This is a genomic window from Aquimarina sp. U1-2, from assembly GCF_017897595.1.
In the GTDB taxonomy this organism is placed as follows: Bacteria; Bacteroidota; Bacteroidia; order Flavobacteriales; family Flavobacteriaceae; genus Aquimarina.
The window spans coordinates 76,534-89,328 of record NZ_JAGKIK010000003.1; the positions used below are offsets into that span (position 1 = coordinate 76,534).

General features: G+C 34.4%; 11 protein-coding genes. 3 read left to right on the forward strand and 8 right to left on the reverse strand.

Annotated elements, in window-relative coordinates:
• Positions 1–12 precede the first annotated feature (12 nt).
• From J8281_RS05370 to J8281_RS05380, 3 genes are all read right to left on the reverse strand, one after another.
• Positions 13–1,356 carry a sodium:alanine symporter family protein gene (locus J8281_RS05370; protein ID WP_210196580.1) on the reverse strand — a complete coding sequence of 448 codons (1,344 nt, stop codon included), beginning with the start codon at positions 1,354–1,356 and terminating at the stop codon, positions 13–15.
• Positions 1,357–1,611: 255 nt separating this feature from the next.
• Entirely contained in the window at positions 1,612–2,076 is a 465-nt protein-coding gene (locus J8281_RS05375; protein ID WP_210196581.1) for an RNA methyltransferase, read from the reverse strand.
• Between the two features lie 79 nt (positions 2,077–2,155).
• A complete protein-coding gene (locus tag J8281_RS05380) occupies positions 2,156–3,004 on the reverse strand; it encodes an N-acetylmuramidase family protein (protein ID WP_210196582.1) in 849 nt (282 codons plus the stop codon).
• Positions 3,005–3,338: 334 nt separating this feature from the next.
• On the opposite strand from J8281_RS05380, the gene J8281_RS05385 reads away from it, so the two are divergent.
• The 3 genes from J8281_RS05385 to J8281_RS05395 all read left to right on the forward strand — a co-directional run bounded on the left by J8281_RS05385 (position 3,339) and on the right by J8281_RS05395 (position 8,295).
• Positions 3,339–3,908: a hypothetical protein gene (locus J8281_RS05385; protein ID WP_210196583.1), complete on the forward strand. Its 570-nt coding sequence runs from the start codon at positions 3,339–3,341 to the stop codon at positions 3,906–3,908.
• Between the two features lie 570 nt (positions 3,909–4,478).
• On the forward strand, positions 4,479–7,541 hold the full coding sequence (locus J8281_RS05390) for a histidine kinase (RefSeq protein WP_210196584.1): 3,063 nt from the start codon (positions 4,479–4,481) through the stop codon (positions 7,539–7,541).
• 4 nt (positions 7,542–7,545) lie between these two features.
• The gene (locus tag J8281_RS05395; protein WP_210196585.1) at positions 7,546–8,295 is read left to right on the forward strand and encodes a LytTR family DNA-binding domain-containing protein; all 750 of its coding nucleotides are present in this window, start codon (positions 7,546–7,548) and stop codon (positions 8,293–8,295) included.
• A 26-nt stretch (positions 8,296–8,321) separates the two neighbouring features.
• Here J8281_RS05395 and J8281_RS05400 read toward each other — a convergent pair whose 3' ends face one another.
• From J8281_RS05400 to J8281_RS05420, 5 genes are all read right to left on the reverse strand, one after another.
• The gene (locus tag J8281_RS05400) at positions 8,322–9,074 is read right to left on the reverse strand and encodes a LytTR family DNA-binding domain-containing protein (RefSeq protein ID WP_210196586.1); all 753 of its coding nucleotides are present in this window, start codon (positions 9,072–9,074) and stop codon (positions 8,322–8,324) included.
• 52 nt (positions 9,075–9,126) lie between these two features.
• Positions 9,127–10,176 (reverse strand): sensor histidine kinase, encoded by a 1,050-nt coding sequence (locus J8281_RS05405; protein WP_210196587.1) that lies wholly within the window; start codon positions 10,174–10,176, stop codon positions 9,127–9,129.
• Between the two features lie 5 nt (positions 10,177–10,181).
• Positions 10,182–10,982 carry a hypothetical protein gene (locus tag J8281_RS05410; protein ID WP_210196588.1) on the reverse strand — a complete coding sequence of 267 codons (801 nt, stop codon included), beginning with the start codon at positions 10,980–10,982 and terminating at the stop codon, positions 10,182–10,184.
• Positions 10,979–11,401: an ABA4-like family protein gene (locus tag J8281_RS05415; RefSeq protein ID WP_210196589.1), complete on the reverse strand. Its 423-nt coding sequence runs from the start codon at positions 11,399–11,401 to the stop codon at positions 10,979–10,981. The genes J8281_RS05410 and J8281_RS05415 overlap by 4 nt, the downstream gene beginning before the upstream one ends.
• Before the next feature lie 272 nt (positions 11,402–11,673).
• A complete protein-coding gene (locus J8281_RS05420) occupies positions 11,674–12,786 on the reverse strand; it encodes an outer membrane beta-barrel protein (RefSeq protein ID WP_210196590.1) in 1,113 nt (370 codons plus the stop codon).
• Between the last annotated feature and the right edge of the window lie 9 nt (positions 12,787–12,795).

Consider the following 12,795-nt stretch of genomic DNA (forward strand, 5'->3'; position numbering starts at 1 on the left):
ATTGCCAAATTATCATGACTTTAACTTTGCAAAGTACATCTTTGCTTCTTTATTTACGCTAGGTGCCAACAACAAGCCTGAAATAACTGTTGGGATAGCCATGATTGCAAACGCACTATCAATAAGATCAATAGCAAATTCAATTTTGACTACAGCAGCAATAACAATAGAGATAATGTAGATATAATTATAATACTTTCCGTATTTCGGTTTGGTCAAAAATCCTAAACATACAGTTCCATAATATGAATACGAGAATAACGTTGAAAATGCAAATATCAGAACCATTATTAAAACCACGACGTTGCCCAAATGGTAAGGAAGTACGGTATTAAATGCATCTAAAGTAAGAGAGATCCCGTTGCTGCTAGTTTGCTGCCAAACCCCTGTTGACAGTATAGCTAATGCGGTTAATGTACATACTAGCAGGGTGTCGATTGCAGGTCCAATCATTGCTACGAGACCTTCGCGAATGGGCTCATTGGTTTTTGCTGTACCGTGCATCATCGGGGCAGTTCCTACACCTGCTTCATTTGAAAAAGCAGCTCTTTTGACGCCAGTCATTATAAGATATCCCAACGCACCTCCTGCAGCAGCTTCCCCAAAAAATGCATCTTTAAAAATCAATACAAACATATCTGGCACTATGGTAATCTGCATACTGAGTATAGTAATTACAGTAACAAAATAAAGTATCACCATAAAAGGAACTAATTTGCTAGCTACTGCTCCAATTCTTCTGATTCCACCTAAAATCACTACCGAAGCAATGATTGCCAAACCAATCCCGATGTACCATTTATAGAAATCATCCAGTTCCATCACATCGACTAACGTTTGTGTTAATTGATTTGCAGTAAAAGCAGGAAGTGTTCCTACCAAGCCTGCCATTGCGAAAAGAACCGCAAGAGGCTTCCATCGTGCTCCTAACCCGTTACTGATGACGTACATAGGACCACTATATGTGTTACCATTTTTATCTGTGGTACGATACATAACCGCAAGCGAGCAGGTGTAAAATTTGGTAGCCATTCCGATCAAAGCACTTATCCACATCCAAAAAACTGCTCCGGGACCTCCTGCTACAATCGCTACGGCTACTCCGCTAATATTCCCCATACCTACAGTTGCAGCAATTGCAGAAGACAATGCCTGAAAATGACTTAGCTGACCCGGAGTGTTATTTTGATCATACTTACCACGAAGTACATCTATACCGTGTTTAAAATAGAAATACGGAGTAAACCGAGAATATATAAGAAAGAAAAAACCACCACCAATAAGTAACACAAGTAAAGGCCAATCCCAAACCCAAGAGCTAAAACTTGCAACAAGACCTTCTACTGTTTCGAACATAGATTAGTGTAGTTATGATAAAAGTAACGTAAAAATTAAAGAGATCCACATGATAATCTATATACTTTAATGATTACTAATACCAAATCTACCATAAAATAACACAAATTTCCTTGTTCATTTTCCCTCCTGCTTCATTGAAAAATAATTCCGTAGCTATGACTATGCGATAATTTTACGGCTTCGAAGGAGAGAAAAGCAACTTCGCACCCTTTATATACCATTTTATAGCATATTTGGTATAAATTAATAAGATCATCTTATAAATCTCGGCTTATCGATTCCTCGATCATACATAATAATACTTCCTGCCACGGCAACGTTGATGCTTAATTTGGATGCGAATTTTACTAAAAATTGTGATTTCTCGATTGCTTTTTTAGATAACCCATGATCTTCTGCTCCTAAAAGGTATACACATCGTTTAGGATGTTTGAATGTTTCTAGTGCCTCGGCATCTTTTGTTAACTCTACCCCGACCAACATCGCTCCTTTAGGTAAATGTTTATAAAAATCTTCAAACGTATCATAATGAAAATAAGGCATAGCTTTAATTGCGTTGTGCGTATCGCATGCTTGTTTGGCATAACGATTTCCGATGGTAAAAATAAAACTTGCTCCCATATTTTGAGCAGAACGCCATAAAACCCCTAAATTTTCAGGTGTTTTTCCATTTTGGATACCAATACCAAAAAATTCGTTTTCAAAATTATCTATCATGAATATTGCATACAGTGAGTTGGGTAGTAAAAAAGGAGTTCATTAAACTATCGTTCGATTGTATTCAACTTTTTATATCCTAAGAATTGACCATGCTATACTTTAAATAAGCATTTTTCAACTTACTATCATATTTATTTTTTTTATATCCCGGACCATTATAACCCTCGGCAAATCTAGCCCAATTTTTTTCTTTGATCCAGTCGATTAATGGTTTGCCTTTAAAAGAGGTTTTTTGGATAAATTTTCCAAAAGCCTTGAGATGTTCACGCTCATGTTCATACATTTCTGAGACAAAATGATCTATAGATGCATACCCCAAATGATCGTAGTGAAAGCCCATAATTTGAAAAGCCCCCCAGGAGGCTGAGCAATAAGCCGCATCATGAAAAGAAGATACGTCTGAGATTCCTGCCGCTTTTTCTAAGCGATCATACTCTCCTGACCCTCCTTTGTAGTGGGTTCTTGTCCACTTTTTATACAGCACATCTTTGGTATGATTGGATACATACTGAGAGGGGTTTATACCTCTTTTTTCTAATTCCCGCCAAAATATATGTCCTTCAAATAAAATAACAGGTCGACCGTCTATCAAAAAACCTTTACCTCTACTTTCTATCTCATTAACAGCTTTTACCATAGCCAACTCCAAGTCAAACTGATCGGCAAAGTCTTTTACATCTTGTTCTGATAAAAATTTGTTATTGAAATTGCCCAAACTATCCTCGGCTGCAATAAGTTTTGTCCAGGTTTTTAAGCCTACTACACCGTCTACGACCAGGTCATTTTTGGATTGAAAATCTTTCACAGCTTCCTGTGTATCTTTACCAAAGAAATTAGAGATGTATACCTCATATCCTAACTTCGTTAAAATTTCTTCTAAATAATATACTTCATCTCCTCTTGATCGATATCGCAGTGTTTTCATACATTTAAATCTTTTTAATTTTTTGAAAACGAAATAATTAAAAAATTGAGAACGTATGTAACCGCTACACTCTCACATTAAAAATTTAAGTATACTAAAATACAAATAATACCGAATCAATTAGTATTCGTGTAGTACAATGGCTAACTACTACTTATCTCTGCTTTTTACTTGCTTTATACAATTAATGGAAATAGAACTCATGCAATCAAAAGTACTTAAATCCTTAAAATACGAATTCTAGTTTGATCTTTACGAATTCTAAAACTGGTAAAATAAACATAAAATGTACTACTACTTTTACATGAAATAGCCAACCTCAAAATAAGCTGTTATGAAAAATTTAGTTATCATTATCGTTCTATTTCAAAGTTTTCAATTGATCTATGCCCAAGGTGAATTTGTAACTACGAAAAAATACATTGTCACTACTGAAATTTCAGATCGGGGGCAAGACTATCCTGCTTATCATGTTAGTTTGGTTCGCGCTGATAACAGCTCCGATATTATATCAACGCTTACCATTGCTGACACCGAGCTTTTTGAGGACATCTTTATTACTACCTTAGAGAATCCCGGATTAGAGGGAATCTCTGAGGTAATTAAGATGGAGGTTGAATATTTGGCATGTTGTGCACATGTAGCATCTTACTATTTCATGATTGATCACGACAACAACATCGTCGAATTGCCTGAAGTTAAAAATGTATATTGTGAAGATTCTGATACCGATTTTCAATATATATTTCCTAATCAAGAATATGGTGTGGCAGGAAATATATTAAAGACTCAAACTTTTTATGAAAACAAATCTGATATTAAATATGTGAACCTAAAGCAAAGTCATGCTTGGAATGATAATACTATAAGCTTTTCTAAAAACACTGCTATAACAAGTTACTAAAAATTAAGTAACACAACTCAATCTGATAGGCAAAAAGGGGGAAACTTTTGTTTATTATACCGACAATCCTAATTTAGGTATTGTCGGTTTTGTTTTGCCCCCTAAATTATTATGTTCTAAAAAATCGTTCGATGCTTCGACCATAGGAAAAAGTGTATTGAGCTCTTAGAAACGCTTAGGATGACGTAGGATTTTGATTATTAAAAGCTATTCTCGATATAATTTTTATTCATTTCAAGACGAGAATCACTCTAATCGACACTTTTCTTTAATATTCCTTTTATCTTTTATATGAATACCCATAATTTAACCTAAACGGTTTGCGTCAAGCTGAATACTGGAACGAGTTCAGCACAGGCTCGTTTCAGCTTCTCATCTCAATGTACTGAAAATAAACGTAATGAGATCCTGAAATGAATTCAGGATGACTTCTTAGTTAAATTTTAGGTATAATTACGGACAATCAATATCTTTTCTAACTGCACAACAAGTTTTATCAGTTAATTTTAAGAGAACTTTAGAACCTCAACATCAGTTTGATTATATTTGTTTTGACCTCAAAGATTATTTATGAACAAAGTTTCGCTTCTATTGCCTTACTTTTTGCTGCTGTGGCTTTCAGTTTATGTATCCTATGCACAAAACAATCAGCTAAGAGCCTTCACTTTAGAAGATGGGCTGCCGCAGTCTCAAGTATATGATATTATTCAAGACGATAAAGGATATCTTTGGTTGGGAACTCAAGGAGGAGGGCTTTGTAGATTTAACGGAGAGGAATTTAAAATATGGAATGAAAATGATGGATTACAATCTAATTATATTCATGCTTTAACCTGGGCCAAAGATAGTTTGTTTATTGGTACCCGAAGAGGGCTTTCTATTAAATCAAAAAATACATTTACCAATCTTGAAGGGCCTCGAATTAATAAAATTTACCGTATTAATAATACCACATTTCTGGCTACCAATGTTGGTATCTATAGTTTTAAAAGCGGTAGTGGTCTTACCAAAATCAAGTTGAATTCTAAAATAAATACCAGCATTATTAATGATATTGTTTTTGATGGAAAGTTATTCTGGATAGCAACCAACAAAGGTCTATGGAAACTGAGCGGCATTCATAAAGACGCTAGAATCATAGAGAGGCACAGCGCACATGACTTCACGGCTGCTATTTTCTATAATAATAAAGTTTTTGCCGCCGCTTTTAACCAAGGGATTTTAGTTTTAAACACCAATGCAAAATCCTACGGAAATTATTGGATCTCGCAACCATTGCGCGTTACTAGCATTTCTATACATAACGAGAACGAACTGTGGTTTGCAACAGATAATGAAGGAATACATATAGTAGATGCTGATAAAAGACGACAATTGCGAAAAATTAACAGGCGCAATGGTATGAATATATCTCATATTAGAAAAAGTATACTGGATCGCCAATCCAACATATGGATTGCAACATCGGGGGGAGGTTTTTATAAATATTTTCAAAATAATTTTATACACTACGATCAAAACACAGGGCTTAAAGGGAATCGAGTATATGCTGTGCATACGTCGAAAGAGGATATTTGGGCTTCAAATTCTGAAGCAGGTCTCGTAAAAATAGATTCTCTAGGGATTCATCATATAGCACAAGAAGATCAATTGGCAGAAGTAAAAATAAAAACGATTACCAGCGATGCATCGAGCAATATTTGGGCAGGTACCGATGGTAAAGGAATCTTGTTCAAACAAATAAAAGAAATCGATAGTGTAGTAGTAGATAGCAATTATGTGTATAATACGTCTATAGATTCTGTATTGAATGTAAAAACAGACACCCTGGTAAAAACCGTTTTTAAGAATCATATCATAGACAGTGATAGTGGATTGCATTCGAATTGGATACGAACGATATTAGTAGATAAAGCCAAGATTTGGGCAGCCTCTTACTCTACCGGCATACTTCGTTTTACATATGATCCAAAAAGAAAGCGCTTAATCAACAAAAGAATATTTGACAGAAAAAAGGGTATAGAGGACTTACAAATAAGTTTTATGACTCAAGACTCCTTAGGGAAAATATGGTATACTACACAAAATGGTCATCTTGGATTTATAGAAAAAGATCGAGTAACTCATTTAGGCAATGTATTACGTCAAAAAATTGCGATAAGTACATTGTTATTTCATAATAATAAAATGTTTATCGGTACCGCCGGGAGAGGAATATGGTGGTCGGGTACCGAAAAAATCAGTTTTAGAAAATTAAAAGGCAGAAAAAGACCTTATTCTGATAATATCTATCAAATGATTTTTGATGATTTAGGCAATCTCTGGGCAGGTAGTGAAAGAGGTGTGGATAAAATTGAACTAAATCAAACTAACGATATTGTAGATATATTTCATTTTGGAAGAAATGATGGTTTTTTAGGGATTGAAACTTGCCTAAACGCTGTAACAAAAGATAATGATGGTAGTTTATGGTTTGGGGCTATTTATGGTCTTACCAAATACAAACCTACAGAAAATACTAAAGTTACAGTAAAACCCAGTATCTTTTTTGAAGATATCGAAGTAACTTATAAAAGCGTTGATTCAATCAATATTAATACCTGGACGAATAGTGATCATGTATTAAAGTTACGCCCCAACCAAACTGAATTATCGTTTAGTTACAAAACTGTAGACCTTGATCATCCTAATGACATACAATATCGTTTTAGGCTTAATAATTCTGAGTGGAGTCCATGGTCGTATGAAAACAAACAAAATTTAGCTGGGTTAGCTTATGGTTCTCACTATTTCTCGGCACAATCTCGAAACTATAGATGGGAAGAAAGTGATTTGGCTACCTTTCGATTTTTTATCGACAGCCCTATTTATAAAAAAACCTGGTTTCAATTAGCAGTACTAGCCACTATCGTATTGATTATAGCAGGATTTGCTTTTTCTTATATTCGAAGAGTAAAACAAAAAAACCAAGTAGAACGAGATCGCTTACAAATGCAAAATCACCTCTTGTCGTTAGAACAAAAAGCATTGCGCCTACAAATGAATCCGCATTTCATCTTTAATGCACTTAACGGTATTAAAGCTATGGGAACCAATAATCCCGAACGCATGAACAGTACCATAAATACTTTTGCTACATTATTAAGAGAAACCTTATACAATTCGAGAAAAGATTATATCACCTTAGATCAAGAAATACAAACATTGAAACACTATATTGAGATAGAACAACTTATGGCCAGTAAACCATTTACTTTTGAAATTTCTATTGATTCTGATCTGGATCCGGAAGAAATATTGATTCCGCCAATGCTCATACAACCTTTCGTTGAGAATGCTGTACGACATGGCATTTTAAAAGGCAGTCGAGACGGTAAACTACATATAAAGTTTCATACTACCGAAGAATTTTTACATTGTACTGTAGTAGATAATGGCCAGGGGATTTTTCAATCTCAAAAAACAAAAACAAAAACCGATCATCAATCTATGGCACTTACTGTAACCAGAGAGCGATTAGAATCGATTTCCGGACAAAATTCTCTTGATATAAAAGAGATTTTTACTGATGGTAGTAATACCGTGGCCGGAACACAAATAGCCTTTAAAATTCCACTAGAAACCGACTATTAAAATTATGCTTACAGCTATTATTGTAGAAGACATGCCCGATGCGCTTCAGCTATTAAAGAATGATCTTGAAGCTAATCATCCAGAAATAAAGGTAATTGATACGGCCCAAAGTGTCGTAGAAGCAGCCAAATCCTTGCGAAATACAGAGCCAGACATTTTGTTTCTGGATATTATGCTAGGCGATGGTACCGGATTTGATGTATTAGAAATTTTTCCAGAGCTCTCTTCAAAAATCATTTTTGTTACTGCGAGTGATGAATATGCTATTCGAGCCTTTAAATTTGCAGCTATCGATTATGTTTTAAAACCGTACTCTAATCAAGAACTAGCACAAGCTATTGCTAAAGCAAAAAAACAAATACAACCTAATAAAGAGCGACTTCGTATTTTGAAAAATACGCTATCGGCTCCCGAACAAAAACCAGATAAAATTTCTTTACATACTCTTGATAAAATTATAATTGTAAGTCTTGATGACATTATACGTTGTGAATCAGACAGTAATAATACCATTTTTTATCTTCAGGATGGTCAAAAAATTTTTGTAACCAAGACCCTAAAGTATTTTGCTGACATGCTGAAAAGTTATCAGTTTTTAAGGGTACACCAAAGTCACCTGGTGAATCTACAGTGTATCAGTGCTTTTATTAAAACCGATGGTGGGTATTTAATGCTTAAAAACGATGAAAACATACCGGTGTCGGTAAGAAAAAAGAATGAGGTTATGGAAATTCTAGATCAATTACATAGATAAATCAATGCTAACACCAAATCTACATTTCAGCTATTCATCCATGCTTTAAAATCATTTGTTTTTTGCCTGCTTACTACAAATTCTTGATCTCTAGGGTTTACAACATCAAGTTTTACACGATGATTGAAATACGGTTCTATTTTTTGAATTGACTTTTTGGAGATAATCTGTCCGCGATTTATTTTATAAAACTGATCAGGGTCGAGTGAGTCAAATAACTTGTCTATTGTTTCATCTATTATATATCGTTTGCCAGAAGTAACTCCAAAGGTGATACTATCCTGCGAATATACATGTAGGAGATCTGAAATTTTAATGTGTACAAACCCACTACCCTCTTTTACTAAAATCCCCTGACGCTTGGTAGTATCTTGCATACTTCCTAAAAGTTGCTTTAAAATGACAGGTTCAATAAAGGTAGATGTATTAGACTTTTCGAATTTGTCTAGAGCTTTATTTAGTTCATCTTGCTGTATAGGTTTTAGTAAATAATCGACGCTATTAACCTTAAACGCCTGTATGGCGTATTGATCGAAAGCCGTAGTAAAAATGATTGGTGCTTCTACTTCTATTTTTTGAAAAATCTCAAAACTTAATCCATCGGCTAATTGTATATCCATAAATACGAGATCGGGAGTAGCATGTTTTTGAAACCATAGTACAGTCTCTTCGACTGTATCGATTACATCTAATAATTGATACTCAAAACGACATGTGTTCAGCATATTTTGCAATTGGCTAGCAGCCCGTGGTTCGTCTTCAATAATTAATATCTGCATACGAATTCTTTTGTTTAACAGTTTTATCTTGGATTATGCATTATAAAATCTATTATGGATTTAATAAAGGTAGCGCAACTATAAAGTATTCTTTATCACTTCTAATTTCTACTGACGTATCTGAAAGTAACTCATACCTCTTTTTTATATTGGCTAATCCGACTCGTGTTGATGGAATTTTAGTAGATTTTGATTGAATTTTGTTACTCACCAACAAATAATCGTCTTTAGTTTTGACATCAATAATCAATGGTTTTACTTTAGAAATAATATTATGTTTTATTGCATTTTCTAACAATAATTGAAGGCACATAGGAGCAATCATAAAGGTAAGCGAAGCATTAGAAATATTCCAATTTACTTTTAAGTTTTGACCAAATCTTTCAGATTGTATGTGCACATAGGCTTTTGCAAATTTTAATTCTTCTTGAAGCGATATTAAATTTACGTTCCCTGATTCTAAAATGAAACGATATACACTCGATAATTTATCTACAAAATGTTTGGCATCTTCTTTAGAGTTTTGATCAATAATATCTCGTAATGTATTAAGACTATTAAATAAAAAGTGGGGTTGTGCCTGATTGCGTAGCGTATCTAATTGTGCCTGGACAATAGCTTGTTTTGCCTGTTCTTCTTCTCTAATCGATTTTTTAAGCCTTATATAATAATATATCGCTTCGTAAATAGCCATCGTCATCGTACTAATCACGATAACAGGTATTACTATTTTAGATCTGGTGGGAGGATTGTAACTTCCCCTAAAAACTTGATTTAAAAACAAACCTCCAACGATATCTACGACTAATACTGCACAAACGATGGCAAGAAAAAATAGTGCGATACGTTTTACACTATCTTTTAATGTAGGATACCTTTTCCGCAAGAAAATCATAATAGCTCTAATCAAAAACCAATTGCAGGTTGAAAAGAACAATGATACGCTCCAGTTTAACACTGCTCTTATAAAAGGCAAACGTGTGAAAGAAGAATTACTAAAAATAAAGTCGGTAACAAAACTGAGGATTAAAATACCGATAACAACAAACCAAAAGTCGTTAAATCCTAAGTATTTTATACGTTTTTCTTTATTGATTAACATTGGTACTACATTTTCAGTAAAGGAATTCCCTGTTTGGCTTGATAGAACGTAAATCCAATCCATCCGGCATATAATACACCAAAAATAACAACAGCAATAATTTGATTTCTCTGCGTTGTTTTCCATGTATTAGAAAGCCATAATGCGAATAACGGAATTATTTGTATGCCATGCAATCCAAAAAAATGTGCTATTCTCAGGTCTCCTGCTATGGTACTCCAGTTAACTAATGGTAAACCTACTCCTCCGTCGGGTACTCCAACGGTATGTGACATTTGCCCTATCATTTGACCACCTACCCAGCTTCCGAAAAGTACTACTAACCATCCTAACAAAATACTTATTTGTAAAGATCTGGCTGTTTTTAACCGTAAGCGTACAGTTTCAATTATAAACAGTACCATAATCAGAACATTTATGCTTATCAATATTCCCATGGCAGCAAACAACAATCCATCAAACAACGAACTTTGATTATAATGTGATTTGACCCCTCTAGAAGCCTGATACACGATAATGATAATTTCAATAAGTAACGTCCAGGATACAAGATTGTTAATAATATCCTTTTTCCTTCTAGAAAAGGGGTATAACGTAATAAGATACCCCGAAGTAAGCATAAAAATTCCGCTAGAGATACAAAACTTAAGAGGTTTAATCCAAACACTAACACCCATTAACGTTCTATCGTCTATACCTAATCCTAGAATACAAACTATTGCAAGAACCAGATGAATCATTACAATAGTATACAATATGGGGCTTTCTTGTTTTACGGTACTGAATACTTTGTTGATATACCTCATGATTGCTTTTGTTTTATAGTTTTAATGATGAAAAAAAGTAAGAATCCGATAGGCCCTAACATGAAAGTCGCAAAAAGACAAGGAGCCATTAGTATGAGATGAATACCTAATTTTTTGTTTTGATCAAGCATCCACATCCCGACCACAAGGTCAAAAGCGAGATAATGCACCCATCCGGCCAGTACAGCATTTTCTTCAGTAAACAATTTCATTACCGAGGTAAGGCTATTAAAATTCATTCCTCCACTTATTTGAAAGGCTTGAATAATGTATATCAAATAGATTATGGATAGTAATAGTGGAATAACTTTAAAAGCTATTAAAAACCTGGTTACTTTCCATTTGGGTACAAGAATCATTAAGATCCACATGGGCATGGTTATCATACCGGCGATTGAAAAAACTTCTGTAGGAGTCATAATTTTTTGTTTTAAAGAATAAATTCAATGAATTAATGACCCAAATATGTAGATGTTCTTTGGAAAGTGAAATGACTTTATATTGAACCGTCGTTAAATCAAGTTGAAATGTCACTACCTACGACTTTTGTCCCGATTTCTAGTTCAGGAAGAATGGAAGAGGTCTAAAAGATGCTGAACCTATTCAGGTGTAGTCATCCTTTTGTTTGTAGTTTTAAGTTGACCTTAACTGATCAGAAAAAGTTAAAATAGTCACATAGAAAAAATAAATGTTATAAACTGAAAACTTTATCGATTTCAAATCCAATTGTAAACAATAGCTCGTAGCGCGTATTTGTGGTTTCACCGTTTTGAATAAAGATTTCCAAATTGCTATCAAGCTCGGTATATCTACCTTCTATGCGTGCATATCCATTTTTGTAGGGTCGAAACTCTGAGCCTAGCGTAAAGCCAAATAGTCTTAACCCCTCTGCCCTACCTTGGGTATTGATTAATGTTCCGCTAATAATCCCTTGCTCATCTTGAAAAACTTCTGCTCTTGCCGTAAAGCTCCACCGGGTATTCATTTGATAACGTGACGTAATAAGCGCTGCATACATGAGTGCCTGTTTGTTTACATCATCTAAATCACTATTAGATTGCATTCCAACATCAATTCCGGCACTTAAAAACCATGTATCGTTCCAATGCTTATTAATATACATATTTTGGTAAAAACGATTTTGTTCTGGCGTTGTTTGATCATCACTCTCGCGTCCGTACAAATTCGTATATGTTATAGAAAACGAATCTGAAAAGTTATATGTTATCAATGCACCAATCGATTTGGCATCATTATTATCCACAAAACTATTATAGCCATTTAGCCCCCATAATTCAAAGTACCAGTTATCTAGTTTATTATAGCTCAATTTTACACCCGCTTGGTAAAATGGTTCGTTAAATGTCTTAAAAGCAGTACTGCTTAACATATTGTTTTTAGGCAAAAAACTTTCGGTACCGATATGTGTAGCAAAGAACCCGGCATCTACCCAAAGCCCATCTGATAATTTTAATCCGATATTAGCTTCCTGAACATTTTGAAAATCTTCACTCCATGTAGCTTGAGGGATATCACCGTAATGAAAAACAACCTGTCCCCTTAAGAGCTCGCTAGTATATTGTGCTCCAAATGCAGCTATATTTAATCCAAAAGTATTATCTCTAGCCCCTGCTGTTATATAGGGCTGAAAATCATTTTGATCCAATTCATTACTAAATGACGACAAATATGAATCGGCGTATGCAGATACTATTAACTCATGATTTTGATGGGTTTCGTTTTGCGATATCCCTAAGGCAAACGACAAAAAGGTGTAAAGGTAAATGTATTTTTTGAGCCTCATAAAATTAAA

Excerpts from the sequence above, each read along its gene's own strand:
- J8281_RS05390 (WP_210196584.1), top strand. The coding sequence starts at position 4,479 with ATGAACAAAGTTTCGCTTCTATTGCCTTACTTTTTGCTGCTGTGGCTT.
- J8281_RS05385 (WP_210196583.1), top strand. The coding sequence starts at position 3,339 with ATGAAAAATTTAGTTATCATTATCGTTCTATTTCAAAGTTTTCAATTG.
- J8281_RS05375 (WP_210196581.1), bottom strand. The coding sequence starts at position 2,076 with ATGATAGATAATTTTGAAAACGAATTTTTTGGTATTGGTATCCAAAAT.
- J8281_RS05400 (WP_210196586.1), bottom strand. The coding sequence starts at position 9,074 with ATGCAGATATTAATTATTGAAGACGAACCACGGGCTGCTAGCCAATTG.
- J8281_RS05410 (WP_210196588.1), bottom strand. The coding sequence starts at position 10,982 with ATGAGGTATATCAACAAAGTATTCAGTACCGTAAAACAAGAAAGCCCC.
- J8281_RS05370 (WP_210196580.1), bottom strand. The coding sequence starts at position 1,356 with ATGTTCGAAACAGTAGAAGGTCTTGTTGCAAGTTTTAGCTCTTGGGTT.
- J8281_RS05380 (WP_210196582.1), bottom strand. The coding sequence starts at position 3,004 with ATGAAAACACTGCGATATCGATCAAGAGGAGATGAAGTATATTATTTA.
- J8281_RS05405 (WP_210196587.1), bottom strand. The coding sequence starts at position 10,176 with ATGTTAATCAATAAAGAAAAACGTATAAAATACTTAGGATTTAACGAC.
- J8281_RS05395 (WP_210196585.1), top strand. The coding sequence starts at position 7,546 with ATGCTTACAGCTATTATTGTAGAAGACATGCCCGATGCGCTTCAGCTA.
- J8281_RS05415 (WP_210196589.1), bottom strand. The coding sequence starts at position 11,401 with ATGACTCCTACAGAAGTTTTTTCAATCGCCGGTATGATAACCATGCCC.
- J8281_RS05420 (WP_210196590.1), bottom strand. The coding sequence starts at position 12,786 with ATGAGGCTCAAAAAATACATTTACCTTTACACCTTTTTGTCGTTTGCC.